Origin of the sequence: Devosia aquimaris (assembly GCF_020169335.1) — a bacterium.
Classification (GTDB): domain Bacteria; phylum Pseudomonadota; class Alphaproteobacteria; order Rhizobiales; family Devosiaceae; genus Devosia; species Devosia aquimaris.
On the sequence record NZ_JAIEZN010000001.1, the window covers coordinates 1,037,465 to 1,054,422 of the forward strand.

Genomic DNA, 16,958 nt, shown 5'->3' on the forward strand with positions numbered 1-16,958 from the left:
CAGCCATATTGAATGCCAGGAGGGGTCGCCATGCGGCCCCTCTTGTTATTTGGTCGAGAGCGGCGTCAGGCCGAGCGCACGCGCGGGCCGTGTACCCGGCTGGTGTTGCGCCCTGCTGCCTTGGCGGCATAAAGCGCCATGTCGGCGCGTCGGAGCAAGTCATCCGCCCCCAGGCCATCGTCATGGGCCAGCCCCACGGAGGCGCTGAGCGCCAGCAATTGCCCGTCACTGACTAAGGGCCGTCCGATGGTTTCGACAATCTGCGCGGCCAGGGCCTGGGCGGCATCGGGCGCCGTGTCCGGCCCCAGCAGCACCGCGAACTCGTCGCCGCCGATGCGGGCGACAAGCTCAGCCCCTTGGCAGCAGCTGGACAGGCGCTGCGCCGCCTCGATCAGGCAGCGGTCGCCCTGCACATGGCCGTGATTGTCGTTGATCTGTTTGAAGCCATCCAGGTCCACCAGCAACATGGCCGAGAGCGGCTGCCGATTGTGCCCGGCATCGGCAAGGTCCAGTCGCGCCTGGAAGCGGCTGCGGTTGGCCAGACCGGTCATCACGTCGGTCTCGGCCAGGTAGCGCGTGCGGTCCGCCAGCAGACGCTGCTCGGTAATGTCCTGCTTCATCCCGAAGATGCGCACGGCCTTGCCGTCGCGTGCTTCCACTGTGCCGGTGATCCGCATCCAGCGCTGGCGGCCTTGCAGGGTAACAATCTCCACCTCGACCGAGAAATCCCCGCATTGGGCGATGGCCCGCGCCCGCGCCGCCGCCATGGCGGCGCGCGACTCCGCAGTATAGCGCTGCAGCGTGCTCTCCCGGTCGATCGGTGCGCCGCGCGGAATTTCGAAGATGTCGTAGACGCCCGACGTCCAGGTCAGGCTCTCGTCGCTGAGCTCGCATTCCCAGATGCCGATGCTGGCCGTCTCGGAGGCGCGCTCGAAGCGCTCGTTCTGGGCCCGCAGCTCGGCCTCATGCCGGCCCCGCTCATGCGCGCGCTGCCGCAACATCCGGCCGATCGTGGCGCGGCTGGTCACCTCGATAGCCATGGCCTCGAGCCGGTGCGCCATGGCCGGGCCGCGCGGTCTGGCGTCGCACAGATGCAGGGTCAGCGCGGGATTGTCAGTGCCGTCCGGCATGGGAATGGCAGCGTAGAAGCGGGTGCGCCCGGGCGCCAGGCCGCGCACGCGCGCCGTGTCGGCAATCACCAGCGGCGCACCAAAGGGGCAGGCCTCAATCGGGTGCGTGGCAATGCAGGCCAGATGCGCCGTGTCGCCGCTGTAGTCGACGATCTCGACAGTCTCGCCTTGCCGCCGTGAGACCGCCACGGCGTCCACCTGCAGCAGTTGCCGCAGGCGCTCAAGCGTGCCGGCCGCCGGCGCGGCGTCCGGCACACCTTCCGGCGCCGTTGACGATTGGGCAGCGGCAGCACCAAGACCAGACAAGACAAACAACCTGTGTTTCCAACCTGCTGGATACACTAGGGTCGTTTCGGTTAAGGCTTTGTGCGCAAACGCCGATCAGCGGCTGAAAGGCACCTCGGCGCGCAGACTGTCGCCATTGTCCACATAGACCACGTCGAAAACGACATGGATGGCGTCCTGGCTGAACTTCATCTGCGCGGAGATGTCGAGATCCTTGCCGGCCTCGTCCTTGTCGCGCTCGTGCATGGTGAAGATCACATTGCCGCCGCGCTTCTGGCCGATGGCGCGGCCGCCGAACTTGGCGTTCGAGCTCATGGCCGCTTCATAGCGCTTGTTGGCCTCCACATAGGCCACCGTGCCGGCGATCGACAGCTGCGTGCCGGCCAGGGTGCAGCGTCCATTGTAGTTGACCATGTCGCGATTGCCCTCCGCCAACGTCAGCCGGCAGACGACGGTCTCGACATTGGCGCCCGTCAAGGTGCCACGCCCGCGCCAGGTGCCAATATAGGATTTCAGCAGTGCCACATCATCGGGAGCGGCAAGCACGGGCGCGCTGCCGGCGCCACTCGCCAACAGAAGGGCCAAAAGACCCAGGGCGCGCACGCCGGGTGCCAAACGTCTCATTCTAGCAAGCCTCCAGAACCATCATGCCCCCCGGCAGATGCGGCCAGCCTGGCGGCGATTTTCGCGCGCCAGAATCGCCGTTCCGCCACTCTAGACGCGGCAGCCATTTGCTCGCAAGCGCCCGCCGGATCCCCCTCTCAGCCAGACCCATGCGGCGCGGCGTCTTCGCCGGTGCGCACACGAATGCGCCCCAGCGGCAGGAAGAACTTGCCGCCTGCCACCAGCAGTGCCGGCAGGATGAACAGGTCGCCAATCACCGCGAAGCCAAGCGTGGACACGAACAGCGTGCCAAACAGCGCCACCTGCGGCAGGTCCGAGAAGGTAACGATGATGACCCCGGAACACAGGATGATCGTGGTGGCGACAATGGCGCCGCCGATGCGGTGCACCGTGTGCTTGATGGCGCCCATGTGGTCCATCTTCTCCTCCCGCCGCGCATGCAGGTAGTGGGAGAGGAAGTGCACCGTGTCGTCCACTGCAATGCCGAAGGCGATGGTGAGCGCGATCACGGTCGTCAATTGCAGCCCCTGGCCGCTGAAATAGAGCCAGGCCTCGGTGCCCAGCACCGGGAAGAGGTTGGGAATGGCGGATGCCAGCGCCACCCGGAACGACTGGAAGGCAAAGCCGATCAGCGCCAGGTTGACCAGCACCGACATGGTGAGGTCGAGCTGCAGCCCACTCACGATCTGGTCGGTGCCATAGGTGGTCAACACGCGGAACCCGCCGATTTCGGCGCCGGCCACGCCGGCCGCCGCCAACTCGGCTTTGACGTCCGTCACCATCTGCTTGAGGTCGTCAGAATCCATGATCGTGGGCATGAAGCCGGTGACCAGCGCCTGGGTGCCATCATCAGTCACAAAGCGCTTGCGCAGGAACGGCCCCACGGAGTCGAACACCTCCTCGCGGGAGAATCCGGCATCGGTATAGTCCGTCATGGCCGCCGCTGAGATCACCTTGTTGTCCCCAATGTGGCCTTCCAGAATGCGATGCACCGTCTGGATGGTCTCGAAGTCGCGCTCGGTGACATTGGGATCGCCATCCTGCAGCGGCACGCGGATATAGAGCGGCGCCACGCCGCCAACCCCCTCGTCGATATTTTCCGCCGCCGACAGCGCCATGGAGTCTTTGGCGATGAAATCCTCGAACGAGAAATGCGGCTTGATCAGCACATAGGGCACGAACAGGCCCACGGTGACGATGATCGCAACCACCGACAGCAGGCGCCCATGGCGGCTGGCGATGAACCAGCTCAGCGGCAGGGCGGCAGTCAGCACCAGGCTGCTGCGCTTGGGCGCCTTGAAACCCATCCGCACGGCGGCTTTGAGCATCAGTGGCAGGAAGGTCATCAGGCATACAAACAGCACGAAGGTGCCGATGGCGCCGGCTATGGAGAACTCGCGAACGCCCTGGCCCGGGGTGAAGGCCAGCGAGGCGAAGCTCACAAACGTGGTGAGCATGGTCAGCGCCGCTGCCGGCCCCACCAGCTTGACGGTGGTATCCACCGCCTCGTCCGGGTCCATTCCGTCGCGCCAATAGGCCAGCCAGTTGAAGACGAAGAACATCGACTCCGCAAAGCTGATCACCAGCACCAGCGTGGTGACGATCACCGTCAGAAAGGTGAACGAGCCAAAGAAGAACAGGATGATCCCCATCGACCACAGTACCGACAGAGCCGGCGTCGCGGCCACCAGCAAGGCGCCGGGCAGGGAGCGCAGTGCCAGAAGCGCAATCAGGGCGCCCAGTCCAAAGCCCCAGATGGTGAACTTGAGCTGGTCGGAAACCGAGGCGTTGATCATCTCGCTGGTCCAGATCGGGGGACCGGTCAGTTCGACGGAGATATTGCCATCCTGATAGGGCGCGATGGTCTCACGCACGCTGGCGATCATCGCCTTGGTGCCATCGCCCCGCGTCATTTCGGGGTTGGGGAACATGATGAGCACAATGCCGGTCAGGTCCGGTGTGATCAGGTTCCGCATCAGCGGGTCGTTCTGCTGCAGGTCACTTAGCGCCACAGCCACTTCGGCGAAATCCTGCATGCCTTCGGGCACAGCCGGCACGGATCCGCCATACTCGCTGGGCCTGCGCAGGGTGAACGGCGACATGGTGCCCACGGCGAAATCGTTGAGCTCGAGGTCGAACGCCAGCTCGCGCACCCGCTCCAGCGTCTCCGGATCGGTCAGAGTGGGCGAGCTGACCAGCACATAGACATCGTTCTCGAAGGTACCGAAGGTCTGCGACAGGTGGTCATAGGCATCATAATACTGGCCGGAGTCGGCATAGATGCGCAGCAGGTCGCCATCGACATTGGCCCGCGGCAACTGGCTGGCGCATAGTCCGGTGACCAGCACCACCAGCAGGGCCACGATCTTGGGGTAGCGCAGCGTGGCGAAACCGAAATACTCCAGTCCGAAGCCGATGGACCGGTCATATGTGATCGTCGCCCATAGACGCTTGAACACAGACCCCACGATATTTGACCCCAGCTTGCACGCGCTGGGGCCAAGCTGCGCGATTCCCAGGGGTTTGTCAGCGGCGGCCGGAGTGCGGGCGGGCCCCGGCGCCAGTCATACACTCATAATGCAGCTGCTGCCCCGCCAGAGTGGCGGGGCAGCAGCTGACGTTGACCTCAGAGGCCGAGGGCAGGGCGGTTCGCCGCCAGGAAATCGGCGAGCGTGGCAGGCTTGCGGCCCGAGTAGCGCTCGACAGTGTCGGTGACCACGCCAAAGTGGCCGGTGACGGCATCCTTCTGGAAGGCCACCAGCGCGCCGGCAAAGCCCTCGGGAATACCGGCAGAGACCATGCCGGCCTGCAGCTGGTCGGGCGCTACGGCAATGACCTGCACCGGCTTGCCACTGATCTGGCTATAGAGCGCTGCGCGGTCGACATTGGTCACAAAGGCGGGGCCGGTCACATCCTCGATGGTCTGGCCCTCGCACTGCAGCAGCGCGCCTGCCGCCGTGCGGGCCGCGTCCGCGCGGGTCACATAGGATGTGCCACGGTCGCCAATCAGGCCGAACAACTGGCCCGAAGCAATGACATGGGCCGCATCGGCCAGGTTGTTTTCGGCATACATGTGGTTGCGCAGGATGGTGAAGCCCAGGCCGCTGTTGGCGATGGCCAGCTCGGTCCAATAATGCTCAAAGCCGATGCCGGCGTCAGGGTTGGGCCGGGCAGCCGGTGCCGAGGTGTAGACGATGTGCTTGACGCCGGCAGCCTTGGCGGCATTGACCGCCGCGGTCTGCTGGGCAACGCGCGAGCCAATGCCGTCCGTGCTGACGATCAGCACGCGATCCACGCCGGCGAAGGCTGCGGTCAGGCTGGCGGCATCGTCGAAATCGACCTTGCGGACCTCAACGCCCCGGGCGGCCAGATCGGCCAGCTTGCTGACGTCGCGCGTGCCGGCAACGATGCGGGTGGCGCCACGCGCCAGCAGCTCTTCCACCGCGATACGGCCGAGATGGCCGGCTGCGCCCGTGACCAGCAGTGTCTGATCCTTGAATTGAGTCATCTTGATCTCCGTGTTGACCAACTCCTCCTTGCAGCGGATGCCGATGGAGAGTAAGTATCGTTTGGAGAGTGCTATCTAGTCTGCTTCCGGGATGACGAAAAGGAGGCACTTTGGCCGCTTAAAGTCACCCACAGGTAACTGCCCAGGAGTACCCAGCCGTGTTGCGCACCCTATCTGAAGAAGCCGCCCTGTACATCGAACGCTGGAACCAGGCGCCGGCTGGTCCGCCCGATGCCTGTCCGGTCCGCGGCGTGCTCGACAAGATCTCCGACAAGTGGAGCATGCTTCTCGTGATGACGCTGGCCAGTGGCCCCCGGCGTTTCAACCAGCTGCGGCGGGAGATTCCCGATATCTCGCAGAAGATGCTGACCCAGACGCTGCGCGACCTGCAGCGCGACGGCATGGTGGCGCGCGCTGTCTTCGACACCAAGCCGCCCTCGGTGGAATACCGCCTGACGTCGCTGGGCGAGTCCATCATTGTGCCGTTTGGGCACCTGATCCAGTGGGCAGGCGAGAACCATCCCCGCATCGACCAGGCCCGCCAGGTGTTCGACAGCGCCAACTGAGGTCTTCCGCGCCGTACCAGAGGCGTCGGCGCTTCAATCGCAAAGAATCGTTTGCAAACGTTTGTTTGCAATATAGTCTGGCCAGCGACAAGGAGATGTCGCATGGCCCGGCGCAGCATTACCCGGATTGCCCCTGATCCCACCGCGCTCAAGGCGCTCGCCCATCCTGTGCGGCTGCGCATGCTCAGCCTGCTGCGTCTCGATGGCCCGGCAACCGCGTCTGGCCTCGCGGCGCGCCTCGGCCTCAACTCGGGCGCCACCAGCTATCATCTGCGGCAACTGGCGCAGCATGGTTTCATCGAGGAAGACAGCGCGCGCGGCAATCAGCGCGACCGCTGGTGGCGCTCCCGGCATGACATGACGACCTTTCTCACCGACAGCGTCGAAGGCGATGCGCTCGAGGCGGGCCTCGCCTTCCAGCAAGCGGCGATCAACTGGCACATGCGGCAGATGCAGGCGGCGCACAATGCCTATCCCGAGCTGCCGCTGGCATGGCGCCAGGCGTTCACCGTCAGCGACTACACCATCGCCATGACGCCCGAGGCCGCCGCCGCGCTGATCGACCAGATCAAGTCGCTGCTCACCGAGGCCATGGCCGCCGCGCCGCCACTGGTCGCGCCGCTGCCGGGTGACCTGCGGCCATTTTCCGTCATCCTCAATGCCGCCCCCTTGATGGCCGATCAGCCGGAGCAGGATCCGTCATGAGCCTGCCCAGACCCTTCCTCGCCCTCTCGGCGGCAACTGTCCTTGCCACCACCGGCACGCGCTTTTCGGCCATCGCCGTGCCCTGGCTGGTACTCGAAACCACCGGTGACCCTGTGCTGACCGGTCTGGCTGGCCTGGCCGAAATGCTGCCCTATGTTCTGGCCAAGGCGCTGGGTGGTCCGCTCATCGACCGCCTTGGCCCGCGGCGCATGGCCATCACCTGCGACCTGCTGTCGACCATGGCGGTCGCGGTGGTGCCACTGCTCTATTGGGCAGGCCTGCTCTCCATCTGGATCTTGTTGCCGGCTCTGGCGTTGATCGGCGTGCTGCGCGCACCCGCCGATGCCAGCAAGCAGGCCATGGTGCCCGCCGTGGCCGCTCTCGGCCACATGCCGCTCGAACGGGTGACGGGCGTGGTCGGCGCTGCGGATCGGCTGGCCGGCACGTTGGGCGCCGCCAGCGCGGGCGCCCTGATCGGTCTGCTGGGCTCCGGCGCGGCGCTCATCGCCAATGCCACGGCCTTCCTGCTCTCGGCTCTCGTGCTGTCCATGGGCGTTCCGCGAACCAATGCTGCCGTCGCTGCCGATGCCACAGCCGAACCCGTCGTACCCATCGGCTATATCGGCCAGTTCGCCGCCGGCTGGCACGTCCTGCGCAGTGACGCCGTGCTCATGGGCCTGGTGCTGATGATCGCCGTGACCAATCTGTTCGATCAGGCCTACTCCATGGTCCTATTGCCCGTCTGGGTTCGCGCCGCCGGTCTTGATGTCACCTGGGTCGGCATCTTCCTGGCCACCTTTTCGGCCTCGGCCATTGCCGGGTCCACCCTCGCGGCGATCTATGGCGCCCGCCTGCCGCGCCTGCTGCTCTATACCCTGGGCTTCCTCTGCGCCGGTCCGCTGGCATTGGGGAGCTTTGCGCTCAACCTGCCGTTGCCCGCCATCATCGCCATTCTGCTGCTGGGCGGTCTGGCCGCGGGCTTCCTCAACCCCATCATCTCGGCCATCCTGCTCGAACGGACGCCCGCGCCGATGGTCGGCCGGGTCATCGCTTTGACCGGCGCGCTCACCTGGTCGCTGATCCCCTTTGGCGGGCTCTACGCGGGTCTTCTGGTCAACAATGTCGGCATCTTGCCGGCCCTGGGTGTAACGGCCACGCTCTATCTCTGCGCCACGCTGCTGCCCCTTGCGATACCCAGCTTTCGCCAGATGGGGCAGGCGAGGGCTGGCGCAACCAGCTGACGGCGCTCAGGGCCGCGGCAGGCGCAGCCTGTCGATGGTCTGGCTCATGCCGGCCTCGATCCCGAGGTTAAACCAGTTGCGGATGGCCTCGTCGTCAAGATGGGGCGGCAAGTCCAGTCGGAGAGTCATTCTTGTGCCGCGATCCAAGGCCTGGAAGTCCAGCGTCACCAGTGGCGCATCCTCGACCCCGTCGGTGAGATCGGGCCAGCCACCCACCGCGCCAAAGGTAAAGGCAAGGCGATGCGGCTTGTCGATCTCGCGATAGATGCCGCCGGTGACATAGGATTTGTCTGCCGTCTCGACCATGTGCAGCCGCCAGGCGCCGCCCACGCGCAAATCAACCTGCGGTGGCCAGGCGATCGGCATGCCGGGATTGAGGAACCAGTCGAGCTTGTCCGGCTCCGTCCAGGCCGCAAAGACCTCAGCCGGCGGCACGGGATAGGTACGCACAAGGGTGAAGCCGCGCCGGGGTCCCGTCATTCTTTCTCTCCTGGGGTCGTCGTCAGTTGCGCGCCAAGCCGATCCAGCCGCTCGGCAAAGAAGCTGCGATAGGTCTCGATCCACGCATCCGCCGCCGCCAGCGGGGCGGGGTCCAGCCGGCAGGGCCGGGATTGCGCATGCCGTTCCTTGCGCAGCAGCCCGGCCTCCTCGAGCACCTTGAGGTGGCGCGACACGGTCGGCAGCGTCAGCGCGAACGGGGCCGCCAGTTCATTGACCGTGGCCGGCCCTTCGGCCAACCGGGCCAGCAGGGCGCGCCGGGTCGGATCGGCCAGCGCGCTGAAGGTGCGGGTGAGGGGATCGCTCATATTTGCTAACCAGAGTAATTGCGTTGGCATGCAAATACAGCGTCAGACGATGGCCGTCAAGCCGGGCATGCCTTGGCAATCCACACCTAACGCGCCGCAAAATTGGTATTCCCGGCCGAAATCGCCTATCTATCGGGCAACAAAACCAACATAGAATCACCCCAGTGACCGATACCAGCGACAACGGATCCGGCGCGCTGCCGCCCTCCGATATCTCGATGATCTCCATCACCGACGAAATGCGGAAGTCCTATCTCGATTACGCCATGAGCGTGATCGTCAGCCGCGCCCTCCCGGACGTGCGCGACGGGCTCAAGCCGGTGCACCGCCGCATCCTGTTTTCGATGAGCGAGAACGGCTACGAATACAACAAGCCCTACCGCAAATCGGCCCGTGTCGTCGGCGACGTGATCGGTAAGTACCATCCGCACGGCGACAGCGCCGTCTACATGGCCCTGGTGCGCATGGCGCAGGATTTCTCCATGGGCGAAATGCTGGTGGAAGGGCAGGGCAACTTCGGCTCGGTCGACGGCGATATGCCCGCCGCCATGCGTTACACCGAAGTGCGCATGCAAAAGATCACCAATTCCATGCTCGATGACCTCGACAAGGATACGGTCGATTTCCGCGACAACTACGATGGCTCCGAAAAGGAGCCCACCGTCCTGCCGGCGCGCTATCCCAACATGCTGGTCAACGGCGGCGGCGGCATCGCCGTGGGCATGGCCACCAATATTCCCACCCACAATCTGGGCGAGACCATCGATGCGGCGCTGCTGGTGCTCGACAATCCGCAGGTGACGGTCGAGGAACTGCTCGGCGTCATGCCGGGCCCCGATTTCCCCACCGGCGGCATCATCCTGGGTCGAGCCGGCATCCGCGCCGCCTATGAGACCGGCCGCGGCTCGGTGGTCATGCGCGGCCGCGTTGCCATCGAAGAGGTGCGCAAGGAGCGCGAAGCCCTCGTCATCACCGAAATTCCCTATCAGGTGAACAAGGCTTCGATGGTCGAAAAGATTGCTGAACTGGTGCGCGACAAGCGCATCGAAGGCATTTCCGACATGCGCGACGAAAGCGACCGCAACGGCATGCGCGTCGTCGTCGAGATCAAGCGCGATGCGCTGGCCGATGTCGTGCTCAACCAGCTCTATCGCTTCACGCCGCTGCAATCCTCCTTCGGCTGCAATTTCGTGGCGCTCAATGGCGGCAAGCCGCAGCTGATGAACCTGCGCGAAATGCTGCAGGCCTTCATCGATTTCCGTCACCAGGTGGTGACGCGTCGCGCCCGCTTCCTGCTCAACAAGGCCCGCGACCGCGCCCATATCCTGGTGGGTCTGGCCGTGGCCGTGGCCAATATCGACGAGGTCATCGCCCTGATCCGCACCGCGCCCGATCCGGCGACGGCGCGTGAACAGCTGATGACCCGCCGCTGGCCGGCCCAGGACGTGGCCCCGCTGATCGCCCTGATCGACGATCCGCGCCACCGCATCAACGACGATGGTACCTTCAATCTGTCCGACGAGCAGGCCCGAGCCATTCTCGAGCTGCGCCTGGCCCGCCTGACGGCGCTGGGTCGCGATGAAATCGGCGACGAACTCAATGGCCTGGGAGCCCAGATCGAGGACTATCTCGATATCCTGCGCAGCCGCGAACGCGTCGTTGAGATCATCCGCACCGAGCTGACCGAGATCAAGGAGCAGTTCGCCACGCCGCGCCGCACCGAGATTTCCGAATCTCTGGGCGATTTCGACGACGAGGACCTGATTGCCCGCGAGGACATGGTCGTCACCGTCAGCCACGAAGGCTATATCAAGCGCGTGCCGCTCTCGACCTATCGGGCGCAGAACCGCGGCGGCAAGGGTCGCTCGGGCATGGCGACGCGCGAAGAAGATTTCGTCGCCCGCCTGTTCGTCGCCAATACCCATACCCCCGTGCTGTTCTTCACCAGCCGCGGCATTGCCTACAAGCTCAAGGTCTGGCGCCTGCCGCTGGCCCAGGCCAATGCGCGCGGCAAGGCGCTCATTAACATCCTGCCGCTCGAGCAGGGTGAGCGCCTGACCACCATCATGCCGCTGCCCGAGGACGAGACCACTTGGGGCAATCTCGACATCATGTTCGCCACCACCCGTGGCACCGTGCGCCGCAACTCGCTGGCCGATTTCGTCGAAGTCCGCCAGAACGGCAAGATCGCCATGAAGCTCGACGAAGGCGATCAGATCGTCGGCGTCGAGACGGCGACCGCCAATGACGACGTCCTGCTCACCACTGCCATGGGGCAAGCAATCCGCTTCCCCGTGGACGATGTGCGCGTGTTCAAGGGCCGCGACTCCATGGGCGTGCGCGGCATCAACCTGGCGCCCGAGGACACGGTGATTTCGATGGCCGTGATCAACCACTCCGACGCCACCGCCGAAGAACGCGCCGCCTATCTCAAGATGAGCCGTGCCGTGCGCGGTGAAGAGCAGAGCGAGGAGGCCGGGTCCGACGAAGGTGATGTCGTGGCCGGCGAACTGCCGCCCGAGCGCTATGCCCTGATGAGCGCCACCGAGCAGTTCATCCTGACCATCTCCGAAAATGGCTATGGCAAGCGCACCTCCAGCCACGAATACCGGATCACCGGTCGCGGCGGCAAAGGCATCGTCGCCATGGCGGTCAACAAGCGCAACGGCAACCTGGTGGCCAGCTTCCCGGTCGCCGATGAAGACCAGATCATGCTGATCTCCGATGGTGGCCAGACCATCCGTCTGCCGGTGGGCGGCGACAAGCCGATCCGCATCGTCAGCCGCGGTAGCCAGGGCGTCATCGTGTTCGACACCGCAGAAGACGAAAAGGTCGTCTCGGTTGAACACATCCGCGAGCCCGAGGCCGACGAAAGCGAAGCCAATGCTGCGCCCGAAGCGCCCGAGGGCGACGCCCCCGGGGCGCCGGACACCCCGGACGCTCCGCAGGAATAGCCGAACACATCTGGAAAAAGGGGCGCTGCGGCGCCCCTTGTTTTTTCTGTCATGGCAGAGATTTGCGCCCGCCACGCATCGGCTGGTTGCCAGATCGGGGCGCTGCTGGCTTTATGGTGTCACCTGGAGTTTTCCCGATGTTCACCCTGACCACGCTGATCCCCTATCTGGGCGCCTGTTTCCTCCTGGCCATTGTGCCCGGACCCACCGTCACCGTCATTGTGGCCAATGCGCTGGCGCGCGGCACCGGGGCAGGGCTGGCCATTGTCGCCGGCACCCAGGCCGGCTTTCTGGTCATGACCCTGGTGGTGGCGCTGGGCATGCAGGCGCTGGTGGCCTTCATGGGCTGGGCCTTCGACGGGATCAAGCTGATTGGCGCCGCCTATCTGGTCTGGCTGGGCTACAAGATGTGGCGCTCCAATGGCGAGCTGGGCGCGGCGCAGGCCGAACGCACCAAGTCCCGCGGCGCCATGGCGCTCGAGGGCTTCCTCGTGATCCTCTCCAATCCCAAGGCACTGATTTTCCTGGGGGCTTTCCTGCCGCAGTTTGTCGACGTCACCCAGCCGACCTTCCCGCAGGTCATGGTGTTGGGCCTCTTCTTCATGCTGGTGGCCGGCTCGACAGACGCCATCTATGCCATTGTGGCCGGACGGGCCCGCGGCCTGCTCAGCGCCGCGCGCGTGCGCTTCGTGTCCCGCGTCTCTGGCCTGATCCTGATGGCCGGGGGGGCCTGGCTGGCGCTGCTCAAGCGCGCATGACCCTCAGAATCGTCAACCTCCGCGACGCCAGGCAGTTCATCCCCGACATCGCCGATCGCATCTGGCATGCCTTTTGGCGCCACGATGGCCATCCGCGTTCGGCCGTTGTCGCGGCCCTGGACGATGTGGTGGCGGCGCCAGCCTTTCCATTTACCCTGGTGGCGCTGACCGACGGCACCTTTGCCGGCACCGTCACCGCCATCGCGTCCGATCTCGCAGAACGCCCCGAACTGGGGCCATGGATCGCCGCGCTCTGGGTGGAGCCGGAGCAGCGTGGCGCTGGCATCGCCAGGGCACTGGTCGATCAGGCCAATGCCACCATGTTCGCCCAGGGCCATGCCCAAATCTATCTCAACGCCAAGCCGACCATGCGGTCGTACTATCTCGGTACTGGCTGGACATTGATGGAGGCCGAGTCCGGCAAGACAAGCGTCGATATCTTCATCCGCGACGTGGCCGCGGGCGCTGGGACCGAACCAGACTAGCCCTTGGCGGCCGCATAGGCTGCCAATAGGTCCGTCACCAGAATGCCATTGATCCGCATGCCTTCAAGATTGACCCGCTCGATGCTGGCGCCAGCCAGATTGGCGTCGGCAATGCGCAAATTGCCCATATTGGCATCGGTAATCACGGCACCGGCAAGGTTGATGTTGTTCAGCGTTGCGCCGCCCAGGTTCACATCCTCAAAGGCTGCCGCGCTGAGGTCCGTGTCGTCGAAGCGGGCGCCGCTCATCAGGGCATAGAAGCGCGCGCCGGACAGGTTCACCCCGTCAAAGTGGCTGCGAGCCATGTCGGCCCGCTGATAGTGCCCGTCCTGCATCTGGGCTCCGGAGAAGGGATCGGCTTCGTTGCTGGTGCTCATGATGTGCTCGCTACAGAGGGGTGTTGCCAGCAGGGTGGCACAATCGGCAGCGCCTTGCCACGGCAACCTGCCCATGACAAAACCCTAGCAACAACAATGGGGGAGGGCGCCATGAGCAAGCTTGTTGGATTCTATCCGGGCTCATTCGATCCGCTGACGAATGGGCATCTGGACGTCATCGAGCGCGCCTGCAAGCTGGTCGACACGCTGGTGGTGGCCGTCGGCATCAACCCCGGCAAGAAGACGCCACTCTTTGCCCATGAGGATCGCCTGCTGATTCTGGAACAGGTGCTGGCCCCGGTTGGCAAGCGCACCGAGACCGAGTTCAAGTTCGTCGATTTCTCCGGCCTGATGGTCAATGCCGCCCGCGAGCACGGCGCCAAGCTGATCATTCGCGGCCTGCGCGACACCACCGACTACAATTATGAGATGCAGATGGTGGGCATGAATGCCCAGATGGCGCCCGACCTGCAGACCGTCTTCCTGCCCTCCAGTCCACCGGTGCGGCATATCTCGGCCACATTGGTGCGCCAGATCGCTGAAATGGGCGGCGACATCTCCGCCTTCGTCCCGCAAATCGTTCTCAAGGCCCTGAAAAGCAAATGATCGCAATCACTCGTCGCCTGTTCGGCGCCCTCGTCATCGGCGCCGCAGCGCTGGCCGCCGCACCCGCCTTTGCCCAGAGCGGCACTCCGCACCTGATCCTGACGCTGGATAAGGGCACGGTCGATATCGAACTGCTCCCCGCCATTGCCCCCAAGCATGTCGAGCGCGTCATCGCCCTGACCAACGAAGGCGCCTATGACGGCGTGGTGTTCCACCGCGTTATCGATGGCTTCATGGCCCAGACCGGCGACGTCAAGTTCGGCAAGACCGGCGGCCCTGATTTCGACCTGACCCGTGCCGGCATGGGCGGTTCCGAAATGCCCGACGTCGAGGCCGAGTTCAACGCCGAGAGCTTCCAGCCCGGCGTGGTCGGCGCGGCCCGGTCGCAGGACCCCAATTCGTTCAACAGCCAGTTCTTCATCACCACGGCTGACGCCAGCTTCCTCAATGGCCAGTACACCGTGTTCGGCAAGGTCGTGAGCGGCATGGAAGCCGTGAATGCGCTTGAGAAGGGTCCCAAGGAGCAGAACGGCGCCGTCGCCAACCCCGACAAGATCGTCAAGGCGACCATCGAGTACAAGTAATCCGCCGGCCACGCCCAGGCGTGGCGGCATGCCGACAGTCAGGTTCGCCGCGATAGACGCGGCGGGCCCCATGGCCGGGCGATAGGCACAAGCGGGCGTGGCAGAGGTTGCGCGTTGCGATCTTTCGCCTTACATGCGGGCCACATTCCCAACCGAAAGTTGCACCAAATGGCTGAATACGCCGATCCCGAAAACACCCTCGTCATCGAAACCACCAAGGGCACGGTCGTGATCGCCATGCGTCCGGACCTGGCTCCGAACCATGTTGCGCACATCAAGAAGCTGGCGCGCGAAGGCTTCTATGACGGCATCGTGTTCCACCGCGTCATCGAGGGCTTCATGGCCCAGACCGGCTGCCCGCAGGGCCGTGGCACCGGCGGTTCGAAGTACCCCGATCTCAAGCAGGAATTCAACGCCGAGCCCCACGTCCGTGGCACCGCCTCGATGGCCCGCGCCCAGAACCCGGATTCGGCCAACTCGCAGTTCTTCATCTGCTTCACCGATGCACCCTTCCTCAACCGTCAGTACACGGTCTGGGGCCAGGTCATCGAAGGCATGGAAAACGTCGACCAGATCAAGCGCGGCGAGCCCGTGGTCAATCCCGACAAGATGGTGTCGGTGAAGGTTGCGGCCGATATCGCCGCCTGATCCCGACTCGTGCCATGATTTTCAGACCCTCGGGCGCCGCCCGGGGGTCTTTTGTTGATGGGGACGTCGCTTGCGGATGGATACCATTCTCTGGGCCCTGATGGGCATTGTCGCCGGGGCCTGCATTGCCGTTCAGGCGCCGATCAATGCCCAGTTGGGGCGCAACCTGGGCGTGCCCATTGCGGCCGCGGGCGTCTCCTTCGTGGCCGGCGCGATCCTGCTCTGGGCTATTGCGCTGATCTATAGCCGCAGCACCGGCATCGCCATCAACTTCGGCGCGCCCGCACCCTGGACGTTTGTCGCCGGCGGCGTGCTGGGCGCCTTCTACGTGTTCTCCAACATCATGCTGACGCCCATGATCGGCGCGGCGGCGGTGATGGCCCTGTCGGTGGCCGGGCAATTGGTCGGCGGCCTGCTGCTCGACAAGTCCGGCTTCATGGGCATGGCCGTGCGCGAGATCTCGCTGGGCCGCATCGCCGGGGCGATGCTGCTTGTGATTGGGGCGTTGATGATCCGGCTGCTATAGCTGATTCAACGCTGATTCCGGCGCCGTTGCCGGACCTGCCATTGGGTCGCCATGCTTGTTTCGGACTTTGATTTCACGCTCCCCGAGGAGCTCATTGCCCTGCATCCGGTCGAGCCGCGCGACAGCGCGCGTCTCCTGCTGGTCGATCCGACCCGCGGGCTGAGCGACAAGCATGTGCCCGATCTGGTGAACCTGCTGCGCGCCGGCGACGTTCTGGTGGTTAATGACACTCGCGTGCTGCCGGCCGAACTCAAGGGCGTCCGCCTGCGCGGCGACACCCGCGCCAATGTCTCGTTCAACCTGCACAAGCGCGACGATGCCCATACCTGGCGCGCCTTTGCCCGCCCGGCCAAGAAACTGCAACTGCTCGATCAGCTAGAACTGGGCAATGGCGCGGGCGATGTGCTGCGCGCCCGTGTGGCCGGCAAGGGCGACACCGGCGAAGTGACCCTCGAATTTGAATTGGGCGGCGCTGCCCTCGACGAAGCCATCAAGGCCCAGGGCGCCATGCCGCTGCCGCCCTATATCGGCGCCAAGCGCGACCTGACCGAGCGCGACAAGACCGACTACCAGACCGTCTATGCCGCCGAGGATGGCGCCGTGGCCGCGCCCACGGCCGGCCTGCATTTCACGCAAAGCCTGCTCGAGCGCATCCAGGAGCGCGGCGTCACCATCGAGCGCGTCACGCTGCATGTCGGGGCAGGGACCTTCCTGCCCATGAAGGTCGACAAGACTGAAGACCATGTCATGCATTCCGAATGGGGCGAGATCGACGCCGCCACGGTCGAGCGCATCAATGCCGCCCGCGAAGCCGGCGGTCGCGTCGTCGCCGTCGGCACCACCAGTCTCCGTCTGCTCGAAAGCGCCTCCCGCGCCACCGGCAAGCTGGCGCCCTTCAGCGGCGATACTGACATCTTCATCACGCCCGGATTCAAATTCGCCACGGTGGACATGCTGATGACCAATTTCCACCTGCCCAAGTCGACCCTCTTCATGCTCGTCAGCGCCTTTGCCGGCTTCGAGACCATGAAGGCGGCCTACGCCCATGCGATTGCAGACGGTTACCGGTTCTACTCCTATGGCGATTCCTCGCTGCTGATCCGGGCAGAGTAGGGACGGGCGGGCGCCGCGCCCTTCGGGGCCGCCGCCGCGCGG

Annotated in this window: 18 protein-coding genes; 11 read left to right on the forward strand and 7 right to left on the reverse strand. The window is 64.9% G+C overall.

Annotation, left to right across the window (positions count from 1 at the left end):
• Positions 1–65: 65 nt before the first annotated feature.
• The 4 genes from K1177_RS04985 to K1177_RS05000 all read right to left on the reverse strand — a co-directional run bounded on the left by K1177_RS04985 (position 66) and on the right by K1177_RS05000 (position 5,547).
• Positions 66–1,436 carry a diguanylate cyclase domain-containing protein gene (locus K1177_RS04985; protein WP_224702210.1) on the reverse strand — a complete coding sequence of 457 codons (1,371 nt, stop codon included), beginning with the start codon at positions 1,434–1,436 and terminating at the stop codon, positions 66–68.
• A gap of 75 nt (positions 1,437–1,511) precedes the next feature.
• The gene (locus tag K1177_RS04990; protein WP_224702211.1) at positions 1,512–2,039 is read right to left on the reverse strand and encodes a hypothetical protein; all 528 of its coding nucleotides are present in this window, start codon (positions 2,037–2,039) and stop codon (positions 1,512–1,514) included.
• A gap of 137 nt (positions 2,040–2,176) precedes the next feature.
• Positions 2,177–4,507, reverse strand: coding sequence for an efflux RND transporter permease subunit (locus tag K1177_RS04995; RefSeq protein WP_224702212.1), 2,331 nt, complete (start codon positions 4,505–4,507; stop codon positions 2,177–2,179).
• Between the two features lie 158 nt (positions 4,508–4,665).
• The gene (locus tag K1177_RS05000) at positions 4,666–5,547 is read right to left on the reverse strand and encodes an NmrA family NAD(P)-binding protein (RefSeq protein WP_224702213.1); all 882 of its coding nucleotides are present in this window, start codon (positions 5,545–5,547) and stop codon (positions 4,666–4,668) included.
• Positions 5,548–5,705: 158 nt separating this feature from the next.
• On the opposite strand from K1177_RS05000, the gene K1177_RS05005 reads away from it, so the two are divergent.
• The 3 genes from K1177_RS05005 (at position 5,706) to K1177_RS05015 (ending at position 8,059) form a co-directional block, all read left to right on the forward strand.
• On the forward strand, positions 5,706–6,113 hold the full coding sequence (locus K1177_RS05005) for a winged helix-turn-helix transcriptional regulator (RefSeq protein ID WP_318153272.1): 408 nt from the start codon (positions 5,706–5,708) through the stop codon (positions 6,111–6,113).
• Between the two features lie 102 nt (positions 6,114–6,215).
• On the forward strand, positions 6,216–6,818 hold the full coding sequence (locus tag K1177_RS05010) for a winged helix-turn-helix domain-containing protein (RefSeq protein WP_224702214.1): 603 nt from the start codon (positions 6,216–6,218) through the stop codon (positions 6,816–6,818).
• A complete protein-coding gene (locus K1177_RS05015) occupies positions 6,815–8,059 on the forward strand; it encodes an MFS transporter (protein ID WP_224702215.1) in 1,245 nt (414 codons plus the stop codon). Before K1177_RS05010 ends, K1177_RS05015 begins: the two co-directional genes overlap by 4 nt.
• 6 nt (positions 8,060–8,065) lie before the next feature.
• On the opposite strand, the gene K1177_RS05020 is transcribed toward K1177_RS05015, so the two are convergent.
• Both K1177_RS05020 and K1177_RS05025 read right to left on the reverse strand, forming a co-directional pair.
• Complete coding sequence (locus K1177_RS05020) at positions 8,066–8,539, reverse strand: SRPBCC family protein (protein ID WP_224702216.1); 474 nt, start codon at positions 8,537–8,539, stop codon at positions 8,066–8,068.
• Positions 8,536–8,865, reverse strand: coding sequence for an ArsR/SmtB family transcription factor (locus tag K1177_RS05025; RefSeq protein ID WP_224702217.1), 330 nt, complete (start codon positions 8,863–8,865; stop codon positions 8,536–8,538). The genes K1177_RS05020 and K1177_RS05025 overlap by 4 nt, the downstream gene beginning before the upstream one ends.
• A gap of 164 nt (positions 8,866–9,029) precedes the next feature.
• Between K1177_RS05025 and gyrA the strand changes: the two genes are divergently transcribed.
• The 3 genes from gyrA to K1177_RS05040 all read left to right on the forward strand — a co-directional run bounded on the left by gyrA (position 9,030) and on the right by K1177_RS05040 (position 13,062).
• The gene (gene gyrA, locus K1177_RS05030) at positions 9,030–11,819 is read left to right on the forward strand and encodes a DNA gyrase subunit A (RefSeq protein ID WP_396119476.1); all 2,790 of its coding nucleotides are present in this window, start codon (positions 9,030–9,032) and stop codon (positions 11,817–11,819) included.
• Between the two features lie 137 nt (positions 11,820–11,956).
• Complete coding sequence (locus K1177_RS05035; RefSeq protein WP_137151774.1) at positions 11,957–12,577, forward strand: LysE family translocator; 621 nt, start codon at positions 11,957–11,959, stop codon at positions 12,575–12,577.
• The gene (locus tag K1177_RS05040) at positions 12,574–13,062 is read left to right on the forward strand and encodes a GNAT family N-acetyltransferase (protein WP_224702218.1); all 489 of its coding nucleotides are present in this window, start codon (positions 12,574–12,576) and stop codon (positions 13,060–13,062) included. Before K1177_RS05035 ends, K1177_RS05040 begins: the two co-directional genes overlap by 4 nt.
• Here the strand turns inward: K1177_RS05040 and K1177_RS05045 are convergent.
• Positions 13,059–13,439 (reverse strand): pentapeptide repeat-containing protein, encoded by a 381-nt coding sequence (locus K1177_RS05045; protein ID WP_224702219.1) that lies wholly within the window; start codon positions 13,437–13,439, stop codon positions 13,059–13,061. The genes K1177_RS05040 and K1177_RS05045 overlap by 4 nt on opposite strands.
• A gap of 111 nt (positions 13,440–13,550) precedes the next feature.
• On the opposite strand from K1177_RS05045, the gene coaD reads away from it, so the two are divergent.
• The 5 genes from coaD to queA all read left to right on the forward strand — a co-directional run bounded on the left by coaD (position 13,551) and on the right by queA (position 16,916).
• A complete protein-coding gene (gene coaD / locus K1177_RS05050) occupies positions 13,551–14,045 on the forward strand; it encodes a pantetheine-phosphate adenylyltransferase (RefSeq protein WP_224702220.1) in 495 nt (164 codons plus the stop codon).
• Positions 14,042–14,629: a peptidylprolyl isomerase gene (locus K1177_RS05055; protein ID WP_224702221.1), complete on the forward strand. Its 588-nt coding sequence runs from the start codon at positions 14,042–14,044 to the stop codon at positions 14,627–14,629. The genes coaD and K1177_RS05055 overlap by 4 nt, the downstream gene beginning before the upstream one ends.
• 168 nt (positions 14,630–14,797) lie before the next feature.
• Complete coding sequence (locus K1177_RS05060; protein ID WP_224702222.1) at positions 14,798–15,277, forward strand: peptidylprolyl isomerase; 480 nt, start codon at positions 14,798–14,800, stop codon at positions 15,275–15,277.
• A gap of 76 nt (positions 15,278–15,353) precedes the next feature.
• Positions 15,354–15,803, forward strand: coding sequence for a DMT family transporter (locus K1177_RS05065; protein WP_224702223.1), 450 nt, complete (start codon positions 15,354–15,356; stop codon positions 15,801–15,803).
• A gap of 51 nt (positions 15,804–15,854) precedes the next feature.
• Positions 15,855–16,916, forward strand: a complete 1,062-nt coding sequence (gene queA / locus K1177_RS05070) for a tRNA preQ1(34) S-adenosylmethionine ribosyltransferase-isomerase QueA (RefSeq protein WP_224702224.1) — start codon at positions 15,855–15,857, stop codon at positions 16,914–16,916.
• Positions 16,917–16,958 lie beyond the last annotated feature (42 nt).

Bases quoted from the DNA above. Each gene is read 5' to 3' on its own strand.
- K1177_RS04990 (WP_224702211.1), bottom strand. From the start codon at position 2,039: ATGAGACGTTTGGCACCCGGCGTGCGCGCCCTGGGTCTTTTGGCCCTT.
- K1177_RS05000 (WP_224702213.1), bottom strand. From the start codon at position 5,547: ATGACTCAATTCAAGGATCAGACACTGCTGGTCACGGGCGCAGCCGGC.
- K1177_RS05010 (WP_224702214.1), top strand. From the start codon at position 6,216: ATGGCCCGGCGCAGCATTACCCGGATTGCCCCTGATCCCACCGCGCTC.
- K1177_RS05015 (WP_224702215.1), top strand. From the start codon at position 6,815: ATGAGCCTGCCCAGACCCTTCCTCGCCCTCTCGGCGGCAACTGTCCTT.
- K1177_RS05020 (WP_224702216.1), bottom strand. From the start codon at position 8,539: ATGACGGGACCCCGGCGCGGCTTCACCCTTGTGCGTACCTATCCCGTG.
- K1177_RS05025 (WP_224702217.1), bottom strand. From the start codon at position 8,865: ATGAGCGATCCCCTCACCCGCACCTTCAGCGCGCTGGCCGATCCGACC.
- K1177_RS05035 (WP_137151774.1), top strand. From the start codon at position 11,957: ATGTTCACCCTGACCACGCTGATCCCCTATCTGGGCGCCTGTTTCCTC.
- K1177_RS05040 (WP_224702218.1), top strand. From the start codon at position 12,574: ATGACCCTCAGAATCGTCAACCTCCGCGACGCCAGGCAGTTCATCCCC.
- K1177_RS05045 (WP_224702219.1), bottom strand. From the start codon at position 13,439: ATGAGCACCAGCAACGAAGCCGATCCCTTCTCCGGAGCCCAGATGCAG.
- coaD (WP_224702220.1), top strand. From the start codon at position 13,551: ATGAGCAAGCTTGTTGGATTCTATCCGGGCTCATTCGATCCGCTGACG.
- K1177_RS05055 (WP_224702221.1), top strand. From the start codon at position 14,042: ATGATCGCAATCACTCGTCGCCTGTTCGGCGCCCTCGTCATCGGCGCC.
- K1177_RS05060 (WP_224702222.1), top strand. From the start codon at position 14,798: ATGGCTGAATACGCCGATCCCGAAAACACCCTCGTCATCGAAACCACC.
- K1177_RS05065 (WP_224702223.1), top strand. From the start codon at position 15,354: ATGGATACCATTCTCTGGGCCCTGATGGGCATTGTCGCCGGGGCCTGC.
- queA (WP_224702224.1), top strand. From the start codon at position 15,855: ATGCTTGTTTCGGACTTTGATTTCACGCTCCCCGAGGAGCTCATTGCC.